Source organism: uncultured Aliivibrio sp., from assembly GCF_946479765.1.
In the GTDB taxonomy this organism is placed as follows: domain Bacteria; phylum Pseudomonadota; class Gammaproteobacteria; order Enterobacterales; family Vibrionaceae; genus Aliivibrio.
Genome location: NZ_CAMLHO010000024.1, coordinates 24,035 through 44,307 on the forward strand (window position 1 = coordinate 24,035; position 20,273 = coordinate 44,307).

Consider the following 20,273-nt stretch of genomic DNA (forward strand, 5'->3'; position numbering starts at 1 on the left):
ATGACAACAGCAGTCGCTTCGCACACAAATTATAAATCATTAGTAAAATGGGGATTCTTGTCTGCCATTGCTGCGATAAATGGTTATGTCTGCGTACTTATGTATTCTCGTGGTGAAACTGCATTTGCAATATTAACGTTGGTATTAACATCGTTAGCTGTTTATGTGTTTGGCAGTAAAAAAAATTACGCTCATAGATACACCTTTCCGGGTATCGCAGGCATGATTTTATTCATTATTTTCCCTTTGGTTTATACTATCGGGCTTGCATTTACAAACTACAGTGCAACAAATCAAGTCACATTAGAGCGGGCACAATCGGTTCATTTATCCAAAACATTCCAAAGTGGAAAAAGTTATAAATTTCAATTAATGAACCAAGGCAATGGCTATGCCTTAACCATTAAAGATGCAGGTCAACTTTTTGCTACTGAGGCATTTAACTTATCTGATGCGGTTGAACGTGACTTAGCGTTAAATGCAGTTGAAGTTGTAAAAGGCAAAAAAGCAAAAATTAAAGAAATCATTGCAAAACGCCCAAATCTAAATCTTATTACGCTTTCTCTTCCGTCAGGAGAAGAAATTCAAATGAGTGGTTTACGTAAATTTGCCGCGGTGGGGCCTTTATTTGTTCTGCAAGATGATGGTGAAACGCTTTATAACAACAAAACAGAAACGTACTTTAAACCAAATCATGATACTGGGTTCTATCAAGAAGTTAATGATAACGATGTGTTTATTGGTGACCCTATTTCTCCTGGATTTGTGGTAAACGTTGGTGCGGCGAACTTTGAACGCATCTGGAAAGATGATGGCATTAAAGAACCTTTCATTAGTATCTTTATTTGGACGGTTATTTTTGCAACTTGTACCGTTGTTTTTACGTTGGCAATAGGTTTAGTTCTTGCTGCTGTAGTGCAATGGGAAGAGCTAAAAGGCCGTGCAGTTTACCGCCTTCTGTTAATTCTTCCTTATGCGGTTCCTGCGTTCATTTCTATTTTGATTTTCCGAGGTCTCTTTAACCAAAGCTTTGGTGAAATCAATATGTTGCTTGATAGCATGTTTGGTATTCAGCCGAATTGGTTCTCTGACCCATTTACCGCAAAAGTGATGGTGTTGATTGTTAATACGTGGTTGGGTTTTCCTTATATGATGATCTTATGTATGGGTTTGTTGAAATCGATCCCTGAAGACTTGTATGAAGCCTCTGCGATTGATGGCGCAGGACCTATTCAAAACTTCTTTAATATTACGGTGCCAATGATGGTTAAGCCATTAACGCCACTATTGATTGCGGCATTTGCTTTTAACTTCAATAACTTTGTAATGATTGCACTACTAACTAAAGGTGGTCCAAATATGATTGGCACTACAGAGCCAGCAGGTTATACCGATTTATTAGTAAGTTACACCTATCGAATTGCGTTTGAAGGCAGTGGTGGGCAAGACTTTGGTTTAGCAAGTGCAATTGCAACGCTTATTTTCTTATTGGTTGGTGGCTTAGCGTTACTGAACCTACGTTTCACTAAATTATCAAATACTTAGGGAGTCATTGATATGGCAATGGTTCAAGGACAAAACTTAAAATATCGTATATGGGCAACTCATGTCGCTATGTGGATTTTCCTAGCGATGATTATTTTCCCGCTCCTGATGGTTATCACCATTTCGTTTCGTGAGGGTAACTTTGCAACAGGGAGCATTATTCCTGAAAACCCATCATTAGAGCATTGGAAGTTGGCTCTAGGGATTGCTGTAGAGCACGCTGATGGGTCAACGACACAACCGCCATTCCCGGTATTAACTTGGTTATGGAACTCGGTAAAAGTAGCGGCAATTAGCTCAGTATTAATTGTGGTGCTATCAACCACCAGTGCGTATGCGTTTGCTCGCCTTCGCTTTAAAGGCAAAGAGACGATTCTTAAAGGAATGATGATTTTTCAAATGTTCCCAGCAGTTTTGGCTCTGGTTGCCTTGTATGCACTGTTTGACCGATTAGGGCAGTATATTCCGTTTTTAGGGCTAAACACACATGGTGGTCTTATCTTTGCTTACCTAGGTGGTATTGCGCTACATGTTTGGACAATCAAAGGATATTTTGAAACCATTGATAATTCATTAGAAGAAGCGGCAGCATTAGATGGAGCAACACCATGGCAAGCATTCCGCTTAGTATTATTACCATTATCGGTTCCAATCTTAGCGGTTGTCTTTATTTTGTCATTTATTGGGGTAATAACGGAGGTTCCGGTAGCTTCTTTGTTACTTTCTGATGTAAACTCGTACACATTAGCAGTAGGTATGCAACAATATTTATACCCTCAGAACTACTTATGGGGTGATTTTGCGGCCGCTGCAGTATTATCCGCGTTACCTATTACATTGGTTTTCTTACTTGCTCAGAAGTTCCTTGTGGGTGGTTTGACAGCCGGTGGTGTGAAAGGATAACGATAATTATACGGACCCATACATTTTTGGGCAGGGTCCATTTGCGTCAAGAGCTTTATGATGGTTTGGTCGCCGATCGGTAAAGTGTTCAGCGCAGTATTGGCATTACGCATAGCTGGGTGATTGTTGCAGGACGCGACATTACTTCTTGTAATCAGAGCCTGAGTGTTTTCACTTAGGCTTTTTTCTATCTGGAACATCTGGTGTTGTGGTGTGGAGTGAGAGGCGAAAGGTTGGGGGATCATGCCAACTCGGGGTGGTAAATAGTTGATTGGTTACGACCGTGATCTTTTGAATAATAGAGGGCTTTATCGGCCATCTCTAACCAACTTAAATAATCTTCATGAGTGGCTGATAGCTCACAAATACCTAAGCTGATTTGATAATTGACGTGTATGTCTTCGCACTTTACGGTTACTTCTTCAATACGTTTACGTAATCGTTCTGCAAAATATAAGGCTTGTTCAGCATTCGTTCCAGGCAGAATAACAGTAAATTCTTCCCCACCATAACGTCCACAAATATCAGTATTTCGTGATGTTTTACGTAATAAATCAGCTGCGTTACGAATGACATCATCGCCAACTGTGTGACCATAGGTGTCATTGACTTTCTTAAAATGGTCAATATCAAAAATCACTAAAGAAGATGTATGGCCAGATATTTTTGCTTGTTTAAATTCACGTTGTAAACTCGATTCCCAATACGCACGGTTGAATAATTTAGTTAAACCGTCAGTTTTACTTAGTGTTGAGAGTTGTTGATTCGATTGTTCTAAATGCAGCTTGTTTTTAGCGATATCAGTGACGTCACTAATCACTAAACTTACATGAGAGGCTTGCCCATTTAATGAGGTTAGGGGGGAGAAGGTAATATTCTGGCGCATCTCTGTTAAGCTGTTTGAGATGGGTGTGAAATTTTTAAATTTGAATAAATACGGTCTATCTTCCCAGCAAGAGAATCCACGGGTATTGAGTTTAAAAGATGCATTTACTTTTTTTCTGAGCCAAGTTTCAGGTAAGTCTGGGATGATATCAAAAATGACATTGCCTAAGATCTTATCTGATGTTATCCCACTGTAGGATTGCATGAAAGCGTTCCAAGCACAGACTCGATAATCTTGGTCTAACACGATCAATCCTGCATCTAAATCAGCGATAACCTGCATCGCCCAATGAAAGTCACTCATATTGTTGTTCATTATAATACGCTCTCTAGAATTGATTTAATGGCAATAAGTGATTCGTTATCCATCAAAAAAGTGACATCACATTTTAGATCTAAAGTTTCTGCGGAATAGACAAATTCAATCGTAAAAATATCGCTATCATAATTGTGTAAAAAGGAGTGACTCTCTTTTAATGCCACTTTTAATTGTTCTGTTTCTAATACTATGGGTTGACGTAAAGAAATTTCGATATCTAACTGTTTATTGAAAGAAGATAAAAATGAAGAAACTAAAAGATTTGAAATATCTAAAATCGCTTCATTTGTGGTTATTTGTTCGTCACCCTTATCGATACTGAGTAACTCAGTAAGATCATTTCCGTGTAAACAGACCAAAGCTTCCCCATTGATACCATTACCCACAAACCGTTGTGAAATGGCACGATATTCAGAGTTATTCACAATATCTTGCAGTGTCATTTGTAATTCTGAATGGTGTAAAGAGGCAACGTTAGGCAGTGGCATATCAATAAAATGATCAAATTGTTCTGAAATGAGCGCTGCGCTTTTTCCTAAAGCAATATTACTGATCTCTTTAATATTAGCGATGAGTTCCGAAGAGGTTAGAGTAAATTTAACTTGGGGGTGGAGTAACTCTGAGATAACAGGAATGCTATATTTGTGAAGAATATTAGCAATTACTTCTGGGTTAAAGGGTTTTTCTATGAACTCATGTGCACCAAGATCAAAGCAGCGTTGTTTGGCTTCTTTTTGAATATCAGCTGATATAACAATGCTTTTTGTGGCGTAAGTATTAACGGGTAGAGAGGCTAAGACTTGAAATCCATCCATGATAGGCATCGTAAGATCAAGAAAAAGCACATCAATAGGATGAGACTGTAAAATATGTAAGCATTCTCTACCATCTTTAGCATAAAGGAGAGTTATATTTTCTGTTTTCTGGATATTCTTGGCTAAAGAATTGCGAGCAACAGTAGAATCATCACAAATTAAAACATTCATTTTTATTACAAAAGTGGTAAATTAAAGGTGTGTGATTATAGTATTTAAAGAAATAACTTCAATGAATGTTATTTAAAATATAACGTAATTTTTATAATCCCTGTTAATGAGAAGTAAGACTTATAGTCTTTGTGTAGATTTTGATCTAAAACAAGTTAGAATGGAAAAGATGAGTTGTAATAAAAACAAAAGTTGAATAATTAAAAAAAAGTTGAATAATAGGAGTGTTACATAAAGACACAAATATATGTGTAACCTACAGTTTATAAAAAGAGAATAATGATGAACAACGAATACGTATTAGTTATCAATTCAGGCAGCTCTTCACTAAAGTTTGCTGTAATCGATTCTGTTTCTGGTGAAGCAGTTTTAAGCGGCTTAGGTGAGTGTTTCGGCTTGGAAGATGCTCGTATGAGCTGGAAGTATCAGGGACAGAAAACTGAAATCGCCATTGAAGGCGAAGAAAACCACCATAAAATTGCCATTGGTAAATTGGTGGGCTTAACAGAAGAACTAGGTTTTACTGATGGCATCGTTGCTATTGGTCACCGTATTGTTCATGGTGGTGAGAAATTCACTCAAACAGTACGTATTTCTGAAGAAGTTACGACAGAGATTGAAAGTTTATCTGATTTAGCTCCATTACATAATCCAGCGGGTGCTGTTGGCATCCGAGCTGCTGTTGAAGCCTTCCCTTCTCTTCCTCAATTTGCGGTATTTGACACAGCTTTCCATCAAACTATGCCAAAGCGTGCATACACAGGTGCTATTGCTAAAGAACTATATACTGATTTTGGTGTGCGTCGTTACGGTTTCCATGGTACAAGTCATTACTTCGTAAGCCGCGAAGCCGCGAAGATGATCAACAAGCCAATCGAAGAATCTAGCTTTATCTCTGTTCACCTAGGTAATGGCGCATCAGTTTGTGCAATTAAAGATGGTAACAGTGTTGATACATCAATGGGCTTCACTCCGCTTTCTGGCTTAATGATGGGTACACGCTGTGGTGATTTAGACCCAGGCATCATTGAGTACTTATTGAAGAAAGGCTGGTCACAAGAGCAAGTATTTAATTCTCTAAATAAAGAGTCTGGTTTCTTGGGTGTATCTGGTTTAACAAGTGATGCTCGTGGTATTTTAGAAGCTATGGAAGAAGGCCACGAAGGCGCGACTCTTGCTTTCCAAGTATTTACTTACCGTGTTGCTAAATACGTAGCATCATACCTTGCAGCATTAGATTCGCTAGATGGCATCATCTTTACTGGTGGTATCGGTGAGAACTCATTACCTATCCGTCGTGAGATCTTAAACAACCTTAAAATCCTTGGTTTTGTTGAAGATGTTGCAGGTAACGAAGGCGCTCGTTTTGGTGCTGATGGAGTTATTGCTAAATCTGAGATGCTTGGTGCAGTAGCCATGGTTATCCCAACCAACGAAGAATATGTGATCGCTCAACAATCGGTTGAATTGTTGTAATAGCTCAGTAATTACCCATTTACATTAAAAGGCTCAGACTTAGGTTTGAGCCTTTTTTGTTAATAGTAGTCTGTGAAGTTTGAGAATAATTATGAATTTTCAGGGTTGGATGGCGCGACGTTGTTTGGTGGTAACGAACTTGGTTACATTGATTATCCTGCATTCAATAGTATCGAATAATAGCCTAGATTGCACAGTATGCAGTCCGTTTCATCGTTAAGTATGTTGAAGTAAGTAGTTGATAAATAATAAGGCAGAATAAAAAGTGATGTAAATCACAAATGCTGCTATAATCAGCGCAAATTTGAAAAGCTGGACGTACGGGCCAGCTTTTTTATGTCTATTTGAATAACTAATTGGAATGTACTGTGCTAACGACTGCTAACATCACAATGCAATTTGGCGATAAGCCTCTTTTTGAAAATATTTCTGTTAAGTTTGGTAACGGTAACCGTTACGGTTTAATCGGCGCGAACGGCTGTGGTAAATCTACCTTTATGAAGATCTTAGGTGGTGAGTTAGAACAGTCTGGCGGTACAGTTTCAACAGATCCAAATGAACGTATGGCTAAATTAGGTCAAGATCAGTTTGCATTTGAAGAGTACACAGTAATTGATACCGTAATCATGGGTCATAAAGAACTGTGGAAAGTAAAAGAAGAACGTGATCGTATCTACTCTTTACCTGAAATGTCAGATGAAGATGGCATGCGTGTTGGTGATTTAGAAACTGAATTCGGTGAAATGGATGGCTACTCAGCTGAAGCTCGTGCTGGTGAACTTCTATTAGGTTTAGGCCTTCCTGAATCACTGCATTTTGGCTTAATGAGCGAAGTTGCTCCTGGTCTTAAAGTTCGTGTTTTACTAGCACAAGTTCTATTCGCTGAACCAGATATCATGCTTCTTGATGAACCAACGAACAACTTAGATATGCATACAATTGCGTGGTTAGAAGACATTCTTCTTGCTCGTAACTGTACAATGATCATCATCTCGCATGACCGTCATTTCTTGAACTCAGTATGTACACACATGGCTGATGTGGATTACGGAAATATTTGCCTATTCCCAGGTAACTACGACGAATACATGACAGCAGCGACACAAGCTCGTGAGCAACTTCAAGCAGACAATGCGAAGAAGAAAGCACAAATAGCTGACTTACAAACGTTCGTAAGCCGTTTCTCTGCAAACGCATCAAAAGCGAAACAAGCGACTTCTCGTCAGAAGCGTTTGGATAAAATTGAACTTACAGAGATTAAAGCATCTAGCCGTCAATCTCCGTTCATTCGTTTTGACCAAGAAAAACCACTTTTCCGTAATGCATTAGAAGTTGAAGGTCTAAAGCAAGGTTACGGCGAAAACATCTTGCTTAACGGCGTTAACTTGATGGTTGAAGTGGGTGAGCGCATTGCGATCATCGGTGAGAATGGTATTGGTAAATCAACACTATTGAATACGCTTGCTGGTGCAATGGAACCAATGTCAGGCATGATCAAATGGTCTGAGAACAACAATATTGGTATGTACGCACAGGATCACGGACATGATTTCGCTGAAGATCTAAATCTATTGGATTGGATGGGACAGTGGAAACAAGAAGGCGATGACGAGCAAGTTGTTCGTGGTATTCTTGGCCGTATGCTTTTCTCTCAAAGCGATATCAAGAAATCAGTTAAAGTGATTTCTGGTGGTGAACAAGGTCGTATGTTATTTGGTAAGTTGATTATGCAACAACCAAACATCCTATTAATGGATGAACCAACAAACCACATGGACATGGAATCTATCGAAGCATTGAACTTGGCGCTTGAGAACTACAAAGGCACATTAATGTTTGTATCTCATGACCGTCAGTTCGTATCTTCAATCGCAACACGCATTATCGAAATCACAAAAGATGGCGTTAACGATTTCCACGGTACATACGAAGAACACCTAATCAAACAAGGTTTAAAAGGCTAATTTAGTTTAACTAATCTTGTTAGAAAATAAAATGGCAGCTTATTCGTAAGCTGCCATTTTTTATGCTTGTGTTTTATGCAAATCTAAATAATAATTCATTAATTAGGTATTCTATTATCTAGGTTCGTTTTAAAATAGTGCAAGAGGGAGACTGGGCTATAAGATTATTAAGTTAGTGCCTCAAATTCTTCAATTGATTCACGTCCACGCAAGGCCAGAAAGCTTAAAAACTGCTCAGGTGTATGAGTAATCATTTTATCTACAGGAAAGCCTACGGTATCAATAAGTAATTCTACCTCTTCAAACTTTCCAATATCTGCACAAAAATGAGCATCACTGCCGGTGGTGATAAACGCACCTAATTCTTTTGCGGTTCTCGCTATCTCATAGCAACGTTCAATACTGCCAACTCGGCTGCAGCCTTTCAACGATGTGTTATTTATTTCAATAGCAACATTATGCTCGACAGCACATTGAATCACTTCTTCAAAATTGAAATCAAAATTAGGATTACCAAGGTGAGCTAAAGCGTCAACTCGACCTGATTGAATAATATTCAAAAGAGCTTGTGTATGAACTTCTTTATTTTGAGGAGGAAAAACAGGCTCATGGAAACTAGCAATGACCCAATCAAGGTTTTGATCGACAGAGAGTGGGATATCAATATCACCTTCTATATTGCGGATATTCACTTCGCAACCTCTTATAATAGCAACACCATGGAGAAAGCGGGGTAAGACTCTTTGATTACTGAAAAACCAATAGTGAGGAGCGCCTGGCATTAGTGAGGCATGATCTGTAGTACAAAACATAGGCAAACCAAGTTGAGAGGCAGAAAACGCATTTTCACTGATTGTACTGTAAGCATGGCCACTAGCGTAGGTATGGGTATGAGTATCTACTTGAATGCGCATTAGCTTTCTCCATTAAACAGCAATGTGATTATTATAACTTATTTTTGCAACTTTTAACTTTAACATTTGTCTGACAAAGTGTAGGGGAAAGGGAACTATTCTTTACACTGTTGAGATTAAACGTAATACATACGAGGTTTTTTATGATTAATATAGAAACATCAAAGAGCGAGTTAAACGAACTCACAATATACCAGTTGCGTAGTCTTCAATATGCGGTCGCTAAAACATTAGAAGAGAAAGTAGCAGTAAAAGCTGAATCAGAGAATGCCCTTCTTACTGATGAAGAACTGGATATGCTAGCAGAAGTAATGAAAAATTAAGCGACCTTCAGTATGATCGCATTTAGATATCATTAATCTGCTTTATTACCCTGCAAATAACCAAATAGCGACACCAATCATCAAACTACCCGAAATACGATTCATTATCTTTACGTTATTAGAATGACCAAGAACACGCTTAAGACCTTTTCCACCCACAGCATAAAGAGTCATACATAAAAATTCACATACTAAAATAATAGAAACAAGAGCAACTAATTGTGGCCCGATAGGGTTACTTCCATCAATAAATGGAGGAAGTAATGAAACCATAAAAGCCCAACCTTTAGGGTTTGCTATCGCGGTGACAAAGCCTTGTACGACTAAATCCCAATCTTTACCTTTAGGTGCTTCTGTTTGTTCAGCACTCATCGCTAATTTGCCTCTTGAGCGCCACATTTGGATCCCAATATAAGCAAGGTAACTTGCCCCAATGGCTTTAAACATAGTAAATAGCCATGGGTAATTTAGCATAATGGCAGCGACGCCTAAGACAGCAGCGACAGCTACAACAGCGACGCCAACTAACTCTCCCATCATCATCCAAAGTGTACGTTTATAGCCAATGCTCATACCTAAGCTAAGGGCTAATGTCATACACATACCAGGAGTGATAGAAACAAAGAAAAAGGTAGGGATAAAAGCCCATAAAATTGCAATATTCATTTGTGCGTTCTAATTGAGAGATAAGAAAAACAGAGTACGAATATTCAGTTTAAAATCAATATAAATATTCATTCATAATATTAAAATTGTTAATAGTGTTACAGGCATCAACTTAGTTTACTATTAAAATTGTAAGTCATTGGTAGAGTTACTTAATGCATAGAATATCAGGAAACAAAGGCGTCGGCTTACATACCGCATAACCTTGCGCATAATTAATACCTATCTCTTTAAGTAGAGATATACATTCTTCTGTTTCTGTAAATTCAGCAACTGTTTGTTTATTTAATTGATTAGCAATTTGGTGTATTGCTTTAGTCATAGCATAAGCAATAGGATCTGTTTCAATATCACGAATGAAACTACCATCAATTTTTAGATAGTTAACGGGTAGTTTATGTAGGTAACTAAAAGAGCTTGTTCCTGTCCCAAAGTCATCGAGTGCAAATCTAAATCCGAGTGATTGGCATTGTTTAATTAGCTCAATAGCGGTATCTAAATTTTTAACTGCACTACTTTCTGTTATTTCAAAGCAGATTAATTTAGGATCAACATTATGTTGAGTGAGCATGTCTTTTAAAAATGGAAATAGCCAGTTATCACTTATAGATAGTGCAGATAAGTTAATATTAATCGTCATTTTTTCTTTATTAAACATATGTAATATATCCTCTATTCTAGAGAAAACATGCGTAATAACCCAACGGTCAATGGATGACATCTTATCGTATCGTTCTGCGGTCGGTAAGAAACTAGCAGGCATGACGATATCCCCTGATTCATCTATCATTCGAATTAATACTTCTATGTGTAAATTACAGGAATCGCCATTAAGTGATCGATAACTTTGATAATACAAAGTAAATCGATTTTCTTTGAGTGCATTGTTAATGCGGGAAACCCAGCTGATTTGTTCGCGTCTATTTTTTTGCTCTGTATCGGAGATTAAATAGCGAGATATTCGTCCCTTTCCTTGTTCTTTTGACCAATAACAAGCAGAATCAGCTTCTTTCTGTACCGTAATCGCATTTTCTGATGCGAAATTTATTTCAGTAATACCAATGCTTAAACCGACATGGAATAAATGATTGTCATAATAGAAATTAAAATCTTTTATGGCTTTGAGAATAATATCGGCCTTTTTCTCACCTTGTTCTATATTGCAATTATTGAAAATGAATGCAAATTCATCACCACCAACACGAGCAATACAATCGGTTTTTTGTGCGAAAGACTGCATAATATTTGATAGTTTAATTAATAATTGATCACCGGCAAGATGACCACAGGTGTCATTTACGATTTTAAATCGGTCAAGATCGATATAGCATAGCGTATGAGTTGCTTTATTTATAACTGCATCTTGAACAAATAAGCTTAATTTTCGTTCAAACTCTCTACGATTTGTTAATCCAGTAAGAGAATCATGAGTAGCTTCCCAGATCTGTTTATCAATATAAGCTCTTTTATCGGATACATCACGTAAGCAAAGTACGCCGCCTAATAAAACGCCACTTGATGATAAAATAGGCGTTGAACGTTCCTCAATAGCAATAGAGGATCCATTAGTATTGAGGATAAAGCTATTTCCTTCGCAAGACGCTTCTTTTTTTAATGACATAGCATTGATTAATGATGATGTTACGGTTTTTTTCGAATTTAATTTAATTAAAACAACAGTCTCGGAAAGATTTTTACCAACAAGTGTCGTTAATGGTAGCCCGAGTAGTTTTTGAGCGGTAGAGTTGACATAAGTAATTTGAAGTTGATTATTTACAGTAATAATACTGTCACCAACTGTATTTAATGTTGTTAAAGCAAGATTAACCGCTTCTTTTGTATCATTTTCTGCTTTTTCTAAGGCTTTTAAAGGTATATATTTTATTATAATCCATATAGACTCTGATAATAAAAAACAGATCAATAACATAAAAAAGAAATCATCGATAAGTTCAGTTACTGGGCTCTGAATTCGAACATATGCAACAACCTTATTCAGATCTTTGATCGGATGAGATGTTTCAATATAGAATATATTTGGAGTGCTGCCGACACTCATTATTTGTTCATCATTTATTAGTATTACTTCTGCCCATTCATCTTCGATTAAGAAAGGGTCTCGTTTTAAAATACCTTCAATGCGACCTTCTGAGAAATACCAGTATTGAGGACTTTCAATAACTAATTTTTCCAATGTATATGCTTTTATTTTAGTTTTGAAATTTAGGTCATAAATAAAACTATTATAAGACATGAAAAAAAAGCCTAATGAGACAATTACGCCGATGAGGATAGATATGGATATGCCAACACGCTGAACAAAAACCAATGTTAACTGATCGTTTTCAATATTTACATTAATCATAAAATTAAATTACATAATGCCCAGATGTTTCTAATATTAATCTACCTTCACTTGATCTTAAAAATGAAATAAATAGTTTTGCAGTAGTGTTGTTATTTATTTTAATTAAGGTGAAAAATTCTTTTCCAAGTGGGTAGGTACCATTGGCAAAGTTTTCAGGTGTGGGCTCTATTCCATTAAAGCGTAAAGCTTTTATATTGCGATTTTCTGTCAGCATTAATGCAAGTGTAGACATACCAAAGCTACCAGGAATGTCTTCTAATTTATTTGCGGTATCTTGGTCATTTAAACCAAAAGGTAAGCCACTTTGTTTATTGGCAATATCGACAGCTTTGCTTGTATTGATTGATAGAGCTCTTAATTCTTCTGTATTAGAATCTGATTCAGAGCGTAAAATTGGACGAATAATAGTGCCATTTGACCATACTGATTTTTTCCCAGAGTAAATATCAGTAATTTCACTTGTTGTAATATCGTTAATCGTATTGTTTTTATTTACAGAAAAAATAGTTGGGGTAGATGCGTATTTTATTATTTGAAGATCATTTCTTTTTTCTTTTTGTTTTAAGTCTCTGCCAAGAATACCAAGTTGAATAGCGTTAGATTTAATCGCTTTAATTGCACCACCACTACCTAAACTTGGGAGAACTTTAACTTTAATGGTAGGGTATTTTTTCATAAATTCTTTACTAATAAGTTTAATTCCACCGAGTCCATTTCCAGTGCCACCAATAATCAATTCTTCAATATTTGCATATACAGAAGAAGAGCTAATAGCGATAAAAATAGCAATAAGATAGTTAATGGCATTGTTCATTAGTTACTCGTAATTATGTGGTTTTACATATTTGTAAATTAATAGTTATTTTGTGATACTTAAATTAGTTAAATATTACTTGGAATAACTCTTTATTGTATTGATAATAATACAATAAAGAGTTATTAGCTGCAATATATAAAAGTGAAATAGGATATAACTAAAGTCAGCCTGTTAATTATTTTAAATATTACCAAATAAGTTATTAATATAATTATTTATTTAATGACAAACCAAATATGTTTATACATATTTTGATGAAAGATAAGGTTTCAGCATAAAATTAAGTGCTAAAACTTATCATAACATATATTATGCATTTAAGTTTAAGTTTAATTTATTAAGGAGTCGTAGTGTTTGCCTATTTAATGAAAAATCTACCTGCGAATAAATATCTTGTAGGGATTAGTAACGTATTTATTACGTTACTTCCTGTCTCTTTAATGTCTTCTTTTTCTTTATTAGCTTCAAATGGAGCTGATTTTTTTGAATGGACAAGAGTGAGTAAAGAATTGAGTATGATCAGTTCTATTCTTGTACAATTATTTCCTGTTTTACTCACCGTTTTTTTCTCTCAATACCTAGCGACACTTCATCGACAGCCAGTGGTTGCGATTATCACTGCATCTATTTTATTGTATTTTATTATTTGTCTTCAGTGGGGGTTACTCCATGAAGGTTCTATAATTCCTATTAATTTTCCATTTGCTATCTTTATACCAATTGTTGTCTGTTTTTGTTATCAACGCCTTCAATCGTTAACTTTTTTGAATGATACAAACTTACCTAATGTTGTTGAACGTTCTATTCATCTTGTTATTTCTGTTTGTATTGTTATTTCTGTTTGCTTAGGCATTAGTTATGGTTTGAAATATCTTATCTCTGATACGCTACATTTAAGTTTTACCATGCCTGAGTTGGATCCTATGTCACTTTTTGATGGGATTGTGTATGAATTCATGAGAGGGACTTTATGGTCAATTGGCGTAAATGGACATGTTATATTAGCATCTTATAAAATTGAATTATTTAGAGTGACATCAGAGAGCTTTGCTCTTTTTGAGGCAGGCGTTAGAACCATGCCTATTTTAACCAGCAATTTCTATGATTTTTATACAGGAATGGGCGGAGCAGGAAATACATTAAGCTTAGTTATCTGTGTGTTGTTATTTGCTAAAAATAAAGGATATAGAACACTAGCTAAAGCCTCCTTATTACTGAGTATCTTTAATATTAACGAGCCCATACTATATGGTTTACCTATTATGTTTAATCCCATTATGATTATTCCATTTTTATTGGTGCCTATTGTTGGTTTATTGATTGCATATTTTGCTACGCTATGGGGGATTGTTCCTCCAATAATGGAAGTTGTTAGTTGGATGACGCCACCTATTATTGGTGGGTATTTAGGAACTGGTGGTGCGCTCTCGGGCTCTCTTCTTCAGTGCATTATATTATTGGTTGGTATCGTTATTTATTATCCATTCTTTATGCGAATGGATAAGTTGAGCATGGGAAGAGCAGCTTTAGACTCGTTAACAGAACGATTTTTTTCTTCAGAAAAGATAGATACAACGAAGGCTACTAATAGTTACATTCCTCATTTTTCTATTAATATGGCAGCTCAAAAAACGGTAGAACATCTGCATAAAACGGGGGATTTTATTCTCTATTATCAGCCTCAATACGACGTTGATAAACAAAAAGTAATTTCTTTAGAAGCATTAATTAGACACCGTTCTTACTCTGGGCATATAACGCCCCCAACATTTATTGACTCTTTTTCTGAATTAGGGCTACTGCCTGAATTGGATTTTTGGGTGCTTGAAAAAGCGATTGCTACTGCAAACAATTACGCTCATGATCCTGACTTTAAGATATCGGTAAATGTTTCACCAGAAACGGTTTTGGTACCGACATTCTTAACAACAGTGACGCAATTAATAAAAAGAAGTTCGTTACGTTTTGAGCAACTTGAGCTAGAAATAACAGAAGAGCTATTAATTAAAGATGAAAAAGAGACAAAGAAAACGCTAAATAAATTAAGAGGATTAGGAATTACTATTGCGCTGGATGATTTCGGTTCTGGTTATTCGTCGATTGCTTATTTATCACGTTTTGATTTTGATAAAGTGAAAATTGATCGTTCTTTATTATTAAATATTGATACTAAAAGAGGTCGTAAATTATTTTCTTTAGCTGTTGAATTAGGTCGAATTACAGGAGCTTCGATTGTTGTTGAAGGGGTTGAGACACAAAATGAAATTGATTTTGTTAAATCACTTGGTATTAATTGTATACAGGGCTTTTTCTTTTATCGGCCAATGCCAATTGAAGATATTATTGAACTTAATTTAGTGAGTCTGCAGGATGACAAAGTAGCGTAATTATTTAAGCAACTACTTATCAGGATTGAGATTATTTTATTTCCGATACTGTGATAAATATATTAAAATCAATAATATTTAAAATAAATGCAGTGTTATAGTAACGAGAATGATCCAATTCTTTAGCATTATCGTAGAACAAAGTATGAAAACTTTGGAGATGATTATGCAAACTCATTATGTAGAGGTTAGCAATCAAGTGAACCCAATACAGACGCAATCAGATGAAGAAGATAAAGCAAGGCTAGATATTTGGTTACAAGAGGTCGCTTTATCTCAAGATAAACAGGCATTCTCCGCGCTGTTTTCTTGGTTTGCACCAAAAATTCGAGCGTATGGATTAAAAAAATTCAATGACCCAACGTTAGCAATGGATTTAGTCCAAGAAACGATGACTCTCGTGTGGCGAAAAGCGACCTTGTTTAACCAAAATAAAGGCAATGCCTCTGGCTGGATATTTACGGTAATGCGTAATCATAGCTTTGATATGTTGCGCAAAATGCAATCAAATAAAGAAGATACAGTTAGTGACGAATTGTGGCCGTTGTTTGATAAGCAAGTCGAAAGTGTAGAGCTTGATTGGCTAGAAACAAGAAAGTTAAAAAAAGCGGTAAGTGTTCTCCCTTATAACCAAAGAGTGGTGGTAGAGGGGCTTTATGAACAAGGACTCACTCAACAAGAGCTTTCAGATCAACTAAGTGAACCCATAGGAACCATAAAATCACGATTACGTTTAGCATTAACCAAACTAAGACAGGAGTATGAGCATGAATAAGATTACCCACCATCCTAGCGATGCATTATTACGTTCTCATGTTGATGGTGATTTACCTGAGTCTCTTGCTGTTGGTATGGCGTTACATTGTGATTTATGTGAACACTGTAAGCTAAAATCTGAGAGATTGACTCAAGAATTTGCAGCAAAAGCATGGCAAGTGCCAGTAGATGTAAATGTAAAGACTATCGATTTTACTCAAGTTCTTGATGGGATATTAAATTCAGACATTGAAACTAGCTACTTAAAAGAGCCGTCGGCAGAGCATATTTTTATCGACTCTTTTCATTATGAATTACCCCGTGTATTAACCCGCTATGTAGACATGAAGTGGAATCAAATGGGGGCAGTAAGTCGTGCTCGTTTGATAGAAGAAGGGGCGACACGATCTAACTTATTGCGTATTAATGCTGGTGGCGTGATACCTACGCATACCCATAAAGGTTTTGAGTTAACCTTACTGTTAGATGGTAGTTTTGAGGATGAATCAGGGCATTATCATAAAGGTGATTTCATTTGGTTAGATACCTCCCATGAGCATAGTCCAAAAACCACTGATGGGTGCTTATGCTACACAGTGCAAAATGCGCCGCTGCATTTTACCCAAGGAATAAGTAAATTATTTAATCCGATAGGTAACTTATTGTACTAATATATAAATATAGGTAAGAAGGCTGAATTCAAGCTAATTCCTTTTACTAAAAAGATCACAGGAAGTGATCTTTTTTGAATACTGCCACGTAGTATTTCATAAGTTTAATAAGGACATTTCATCATGAAGCACTCTAATTTTGTTACTACATTCATATCACTTTATGGTGAGTTAGATCGCTCAACCCTTCATCGTCTTCCTGAAATTTATTCCAATGACATTCAATTTACAGATGCTATCCATCAGATTGATGGTCTTCCTAAGCTGACTGAGTATTTTGAGCATTTATACGAAAACCTTCTGGGTTGTAAATTTCATATTCATCATGTTGTAGAGAATGGTAATGAAGCCAGTCTTTTTTGGACTATGGAGTATAGCCATCCTAAAATAGGTAAAGGGAAATGTATTTCTGTGGACGGTACCTCACACATTAAATTTAATGAGAGAGTGTATTATCACAGAGATTACTTAGACATGGGGCAAATGCTGTATGAGCATTTACCGCTTCTTGGTTCAGCAGTGAAGCTGATTAAAAAGAGAATGCAGTCATGAAAACACTATTAATTACAGGGGCAACGTCAGGTATTGGGCTTTCTTTAACAGAAAAATACCTTAAACAAGGTTATCGGGTTTATGCATGTGGTCGAAACTTTTCTGGTTATGTTGATTCAGAATACTTAACGACCGCAAAAGGCAACGGTAGTTTAATTGAGGTCGTTTTTGATCTTGATGACAGTCATTCAATTATTGAAGCACTTTCTACGATTGAGATGCTTGATACCGTGATCCTCAATGCAGGAACATGTGAGTACATCGATGACGCCACTCAGTTTGATGCGGCACTATTTGAGCGAGTGATCACAACCAATGTCATTTCAGTCGGTTATTGTTTACAAGCGTTAATACCAAAAATGAAGCAGGGCGGTCACTTAGCATTAATGGGTTCAAGTGCTTCTTATGTTCCATTTCAACGAGCAGAAGCGTATGGCTCAAGTAAAGCGGCGATTCATTATTTGGCAAAGTCGCTTCAATTAGATATCCCGCCTGAAAAATTCACCATTAGCGTTATTGCTCCGGGTTTTGTTAAAACACCGCTTACAAATAAAAACGATTTTCCTATGCCTATGTTAATTGAGGTTGATGAAGCCGCAGAGCATATTATGGTCGGCATAGATAAAAATAAAAAACACATTCATTTTCCATTTCCATTTACGAGTTTCTTAATTTTAATGGGAAGTCTCCCAGATCGTATTTGGCACTGGCTCGCTTTAAGGATGAAACGATAATGAAAAAAATAGCAGTTGTTGGTACAGGTATCTCAGGATTAGTGTGTGCGCATTTATTATCACGAGAGCACGATGTGACAGTATTTGAAGCAAATGATTATATTGGTGGTCATACCGCAACAAAACGCGTCAAAGCGGAAGGGAAAGAGTGGGATATTGATACCGGTTTTATTGTTTTTAATGACCGAACTTATCCAAATTTTATTGAGCTATTGACTCAACTAGGTATCTCTGGTCAAGAGAGTGAAATGAGCTTTAGCGTAAAAAATGTTATCTCAGGGCTTGAGTATAATGGGCATAATTTGAATACGCTTTTTGCTCAACGAGCGAACTTGTTTAATACCAAATTTTTATCTTTAATCAGCGAGATTTTGCGCTTTAATAAACAATGCAAAGAGCTATGGAGTATGGATAACAGTGATGATCATATCGAACTTGATATTGACGGCACGTTAGGCGATTTTTTATACCACAATGAATACAGTAGCTATTTTTCTGAGCATTATATTTTACCCATGGGGGCTGCTATTTGGTCGTCAAGTTTGCAAGATATGAAAGCGTTTCCGTTACATTTTTTTATTCGTTTTTTCCATAATCATGGTTTATTAGATATTGCTAATAGGCCTCAATGGTATGTGGTCCCTAATGGTTCTCATTCATACATAAAACCTCTGATTGCGACGTTTAAAGATAAAATTCATTTAAATAGTCCAGTAACCAGTGTGACTCGAAATCCTAGAGGCGTGACGTTAGAGATAAATGGTGAAGATAAGCATGACTTTGATGAAGTGGTATTGGCTTGTCATAGCGACCAGTCATTAGCAATGTTAAGTGATATTACAACCGCTGAAAAAATAGTGCTAAGTAAACTCACTTATCAAGAAAATGAAGTGGTATTACATACAGATGAAAGCCTGTTACCGAAACAAAAACGTGCATGGGCGGCTTGGAATTACCACCTAGATACAGGTAATAAACATAGCCCATCCAGTGTTACTTATAATATGAATATTCTTCAAGGATTAGAAACACAAGAGACCACCTTTTGCGTTACGTTAAATAACTCTCCATTGATCCATAAAGATAAAATATTGGGTTCATACAAATACGATCATCCAGTGTTCAACACTGATACGATTGAAGCGCAAGCTCGTCGAGAAGAAATTTGTGGTCGGCACCATACCCATTTTGCTGGCGCTTATTGGTATAACGGTTTTCATGAAGATGGTGTAAAAAGTGCGCTTGATGTATGCCAGCGTTTTGGAATTAGCTTATGATCAATTCCTGTCTATATCAAGGCAATGTAAGGCACAGACGATTTCAAACTAAGGATCATAGCTTTAGTTATCAGATGTTCTTTGTTGCTTTAGATTTGGATGAATTAGAAAAAACAGAGCAGGTGGGATGGTTTAAAAAAGGACGTTTCGCTCCATTAAGTTTTCGACGTTCTGATTATCTTGGCAACAAAGAAGAGCCTTTAAAGCAATCGGTTTGGAATAAAGTGAGTGAATTGGGTGGAAATAACAACCAAGGTCGAGTGCTCTTTGTTGGGCAGGTTCGTTGTTTTGGGCTTTATTTTAGCCCAATTAATTTTTATTACTGTTATAACCAACAAGATGAATTGACGGATTTACTGGCTGAAGTGAGTAATACACCGTGGAATCAAACGCACTATTACTTAATAAAAATGGGCTCTGAGCAAATCATAGATAAAACCTTTCATGTATCGCCTTTTTTGGATCTGAATATGAAATATCATTGGTTTATTAAAGCGCCAGGCAAGCGATTATCGCTACACCTAGAAAATCGTGGCTTAGGTGAAGAGCAGAAAAAAGTATTTGATGCGACGATTGCAATGACACGCAAAGAGTTTAATTCGACAAATATACGTCAACAAGTGATCTCTATTCCTTTGATGACCGTAAAGATAGTATATGGAATTTATTGGCAGGCACTGAAGTTATGTTTAAAACGGATCCCATTTGTGCCGCATCCTGAAAGATAAAG

At 36.4% G+C, this 20,273-nt stretch carries 18 protein-coding genes; 12 read left to right on the plus strand and 6 right to left on the minus strand.

The genetic code is table 11. The features are described 5' to 3' along the window. Both malF and malG read left to right on the plus strand, forming a co-directional pair. Positions 1-1,545 carry a maltose ABC transporter permease MalF gene (malF, locus tag Q1K78_RS10565; protein ID WP_300177986.1) on the plus strand — a complete coding sequence of 515 codons (1,545 nt, stop codon included), beginning with the start codon at positions 1-3 and terminating at the stop codon, positions 1,543-1,545. 12 nt (positions 1,546-1,557) lie between these two features. Continuing rightward, on the plus strand, positions 1,558-2,448 hold the full coding sequence (malG, locus tag Q1K78_RS10570) for a maltose ABC transporter permease MalG (protein ID WP_300177989.1): 891 nt from the start codon (positions 1,558-1,560) through the stop codon (positions 2,446-2,448). Between the two features lie 241 nt (positions 2,449-2,689). On the opposite strand, the gene Q1K78_RS10575 is transcribed toward malG, so the two are convergent. Both Q1K78_RS10575 and Q1K78_RS10580 read right to left on the minus strand, forming a co-directional pair. Further along, positions 2,690-3,649: a sensor domain-containing diguanylate cyclase gene (locus tag Q1K78_RS10575; protein ID WP_300177992.1), complete on the minus strand. Its 960-nt coding sequence runs from the start codon at positions 3,647-3,649 to the stop codon at positions 2,690-2,692. Beyond that, a complete protein-coding gene (locus Q1K78_RS10580; protein WP_300177995.1) occupies positions 3,649-4,638 on the minus strand; it encodes a response regulator in 990 nt (329 codons plus the stop codon). The genes Q1K78_RS10575 and Q1K78_RS10580 overlap by 1 nt, the downstream gene beginning before the upstream one ends. 282 nt (positions 4,639-4,920) lie before the next feature. Here Q1K78_RS10580 and Q1K78_RS10585 point away from each other — a divergent pair, with 282 nt between their 5' ends. Both Q1K78_RS10585 and Q1K78_RS10590 read left to right on the plus strand, forming a co-directional pair. Next, positions 4,921-6,114 carry an acetate/propionate family kinase gene (locus Q1K78_RS10585; protein ID WP_300178080.1) on the plus strand — a complete coding sequence of 398 codons (1,194 nt, stop codon included), beginning with the start codon at positions 4,921-4,923 and terminating at the stop codon, positions 6,112-6,114. Positions 6,115-6,482: 368 nt separating this feature from the next. Further along, the gene (locus Q1K78_RS10590; RefSeq protein ID WP_300177997.1) at positions 6,483-8,078 is read left to right on the plus strand and encodes an ABC-F family ATPase; all 1,596 of its coding nucleotides are present in this window, start codon (positions 6,483-6,485) and stop codon (positions 8,076-8,078) included. Between the two features lie 167 nt (positions 8,079-8,245). Here the strand turns inward: Q1K78_RS10590 and Q1K78_RS10595 are convergent, their stop codons facing one another. Then, a complete protein-coding gene (locus Q1K78_RS10595; RefSeq protein WP_300178000.1) occupies positions 8,246-8,992 on the minus strand; it encodes a phosphatase in 747 nt (248 codons plus the stop codon). A 143-nt stretch (positions 8,993-9,135) separates the two neighbouring features. Between Q1K78_RS10595 and Q1K78_RS10600 the strand changes: the two genes are divergently transcribed. Continuing rightward, positions 9,136-9,315 (plus strand): hypothetical protein, encoded by a 180-nt coding sequence (locus tag Q1K78_RS10600; RefSeq protein WP_300178003.1) that lies wholly within the window; start codon positions 9,136-9,138, stop codon positions 9,313-9,315. A gap of 45 nt (positions 9,316-9,360) precedes the next feature. On the opposite strand, the gene Q1K78_RS10605 is transcribed toward Q1K78_RS10600, so the two are convergent. The 3 genes from Q1K78_RS10605 to Q1K78_RS10615 all read right to left on the minus strand — a co-directional run bounded on the left by Q1K78_RS10605 (position 9,361) and on the right by Q1K78_RS10615 (position 13,163). After that, entirely contained in the window at positions 9,361-9,981 is a 621-nt protein-coding gene (locus Q1K78_RS10605) for a LysE family translocator (RefSeq protein WP_300178006.1), read from the minus strand. A 148-nt stretch (positions 9,982-10,129) separates the two neighbouring features. Further along, the gene (locus Q1K78_RS10610; protein ID WP_300178009.1) at positions 10,130-12,235 is read right to left on the minus strand and encodes an EAL domain-containing protein; all 2,106 of its coding nucleotides are present in this window, start codon (positions 12,233-12,235) and stop codon (positions 10,130-10,132) included. Between the two features lie 115 nt (positions 12,236-12,350). Beyond that, positions 12,351-13,163, minus strand: coding sequence for a substrate-binding domain-containing protein (locus Q1K78_RS10615; RefSeq protein ID WP_300178012.1), 813 nt, complete (start codon positions 13,161-13,163; stop codon positions 12,351-12,353). A gap of 368 nt (positions 13,164-13,531) precedes the next feature. Here Q1K78_RS10615 and Q1K78_RS10620 point away from each other — a divergent pair, with 368 nt between their 5' ends. From Q1K78_RS10620 to Q1K78_RS10650, 7 genes are all read left to right on the plus strand, one after another. Continuing rightward, on the plus strand, positions 13,532-15,553 hold the full coding sequence (locus tag Q1K78_RS10620; protein WP_300178083.1) for an EAL domain-containing protein: 2,022 nt from the start codon (positions 13,532-13,534) through the stop codon (positions 15,551-15,553). A 166-nt stretch (positions 15,554-15,719) separates the two neighbouring features. After that, a complete protein-coding gene (locus tag Q1K78_RS10625; RefSeq protein WP_300178015.1) occupies positions 15,720-16,328 on the plus strand; it encodes a sigma-70 family RNA polymerase sigma factor in 609 nt (202 codons plus the stop codon). Next, on the plus strand, positions 16,321-16,980 hold the full coding sequence (locus Q1K78_RS10630) for a ChrR family anti-sigma-E factor (RefSeq protein ID WP_300178018.1): 660 nt from the start codon (positions 16,321-16,323) through the stop codon (positions 16,978-16,980). The genes Q1K78_RS10625 and Q1K78_RS10630 overlap by 8 nt, the downstream gene beginning before the upstream one ends. 123 nt (positions 16,981-17,103) lie before the next feature. Further along, a complete protein-coding gene (locus tag Q1K78_RS10635; protein ID WP_300178021.1) occupies positions 17,104-17,532 on the plus strand; it encodes a nuclear transport factor 2 family protein in 429 nt (142 codons plus the stop codon). Next, positions 17,529-18,266, plus strand: a complete 738-nt coding sequence (locus Q1K78_RS10640) for an SDR family NAD(P)-dependent oxidoreductase (protein WP_300178024.1) — start codon at positions 17,529-17,531, stop codon at positions 18,264-18,266. Before Q1K78_RS10635 ends, Q1K78_RS10640 begins: the two co-directional genes overlap by 4 nt. Continuing rightward, positions 18,266-19,543 carry an FAD-dependent oxidoreductase gene (locus Q1K78_RS10645; RefSeq protein ID WP_300178027.1) on the plus strand — a complete coding sequence of 426 codons (1,278 nt, stop codon included), beginning with the start codon at positions 18,266-18,268 and terminating at the stop codon, positions 19,541-19,543. Before Q1K78_RS10640 ends, Q1K78_RS10645 begins: the two co-directional genes overlap by 1 nt. Continuing rightward, positions 19,540-20,271 (plus strand): DUF1365 domain-containing protein, encoded by a 732-nt coding sequence (locus Q1K78_RS10650; RefSeq protein WP_300178030.1) that lies wholly within the window; start codon positions 19,540-19,542, stop codon positions 20,269-20,271. The genes Q1K78_RS10645 and Q1K78_RS10650 overlap by 4 nt, the downstream gene beginning before the upstream one ends. Positions 20,272-20,273: the final 2 nt, after the last annotated feature.

Excerpts from the sequence above, each read along its gene's own strand:
- Q1K78_RS10635 (WP_300178021.1), top strand. The coding sequence starts at position 17,104 with ATGAAGCACTCTAATTTTGTTACTACATTCATATCACTTTATGGTGAG.
- Q1K78_RS10605 (WP_300178006.1), bottom strand. The coding sequence starts at position 9,981 with ATGAATATTGCAATTTTATGGGCTTTTATCCCTACCTTTTTCTTTGTT.
- Q1K78_RS10615 (WP_300178012.1), bottom strand. The coding sequence starts at position 13,163 with ATGAACAATGCCATTAACTATCTTATTGCTATTTTTATCGCTATTAGC.
- Q1K78_RS10630 (WP_300178018.1), top strand. The coding sequence starts at position 16,321 with ATGAATAAGATTACCCACCATCCTAGCGATGCATTATTACGTTCTCAT.
- Q1K78_RS10580 (WP_300177995.1), bottom strand. The coding sequence starts at position 4,638 with ATGAATGTTTTAATTTGTGATGATTCTACTGTTGCTCGCAATTCTTTA.
- malG (WP_300177989.1), top strand. The coding sequence starts at position 1,558 with ATGGCAATGGTTCAAGGACAAAACTTAAAATATCGTATATGGGCAACT.
- Q1K78_RS10620 (WP_300178083.1), top strand. The coding sequence starts at position 13,532 with ATGAAAAATCTACCTGCGAATAAATATCTTGTAGGGATTAGTAACGTA.
- Q1K78_RS10595 (WP_300178000.1), bottom strand. The coding sequence starts at position 8,992 with ATGCGCATTCAAGTAGATACTCATACCCATACCTACGCTAGTGGCCAT.
- Q1K78_RS10600 (WP_300178003.1), top strand. The coding sequence starts at position 9,136 with ATGATTAATATAGAAACATCAAAGAGCGAGTTAAACGAACTCACAATA.
- Q1K78_RS10585 (WP_300178080.1), top strand. The coding sequence starts at position 4,921 with ATGAACAACGAATACGTATTAGTTATCAATTCAGGCAGCTCTTCACTA.
- Q1K78_RS10610 (WP_300178009.1), bottom strand. The coding sequence starts at position 12,235 with ATGTCTTATAATAGTTTTATTTATGACCTAAATTTCAAAACTAAAATA.
- Q1K78_RS10625 (WP_300178015.1), top strand. The coding sequence starts at position 15,720 with ATGCAAACTCATTATGTAGAGGTTAGCAATCAAGTGAACCCAATACAG.
- malF (WP_300177986.1), top strand. The coding sequence starts at position 1 with ATGACAACAGCAGTCGCTTCGCACACAAATTATAAATCATTAGTAAAA.
- Q1K78_RS10650 (WP_300178030.1), top strand. The coding sequence starts at position 19,540 with ATGATCAATTCCTGTCTATATCAAGGCAATGTAAGGCACAGACGATTT.
- Q1K78_RS10640 (WP_300178024.1), top strand. The coding sequence starts at position 17,529 with ATGAAAACACTATTAATTACAGGGGCAACGTCAGGTATTGGGCTTTCT.
- Q1K78_RS10645 (WP_300178027.1), top strand. The coding sequence starts at position 18,266 with ATGAAAAAAATAGCAGTTGTTGGTACAGGTATCTCAGGATTAGTGTGT.
- Q1K78_RS10575 (WP_300177992.1), bottom strand. The coding sequence starts at position 3,649 with ATGAACAACAATATGAGTGACTTTCATTGGGCGATGCAGGTTATCGCT.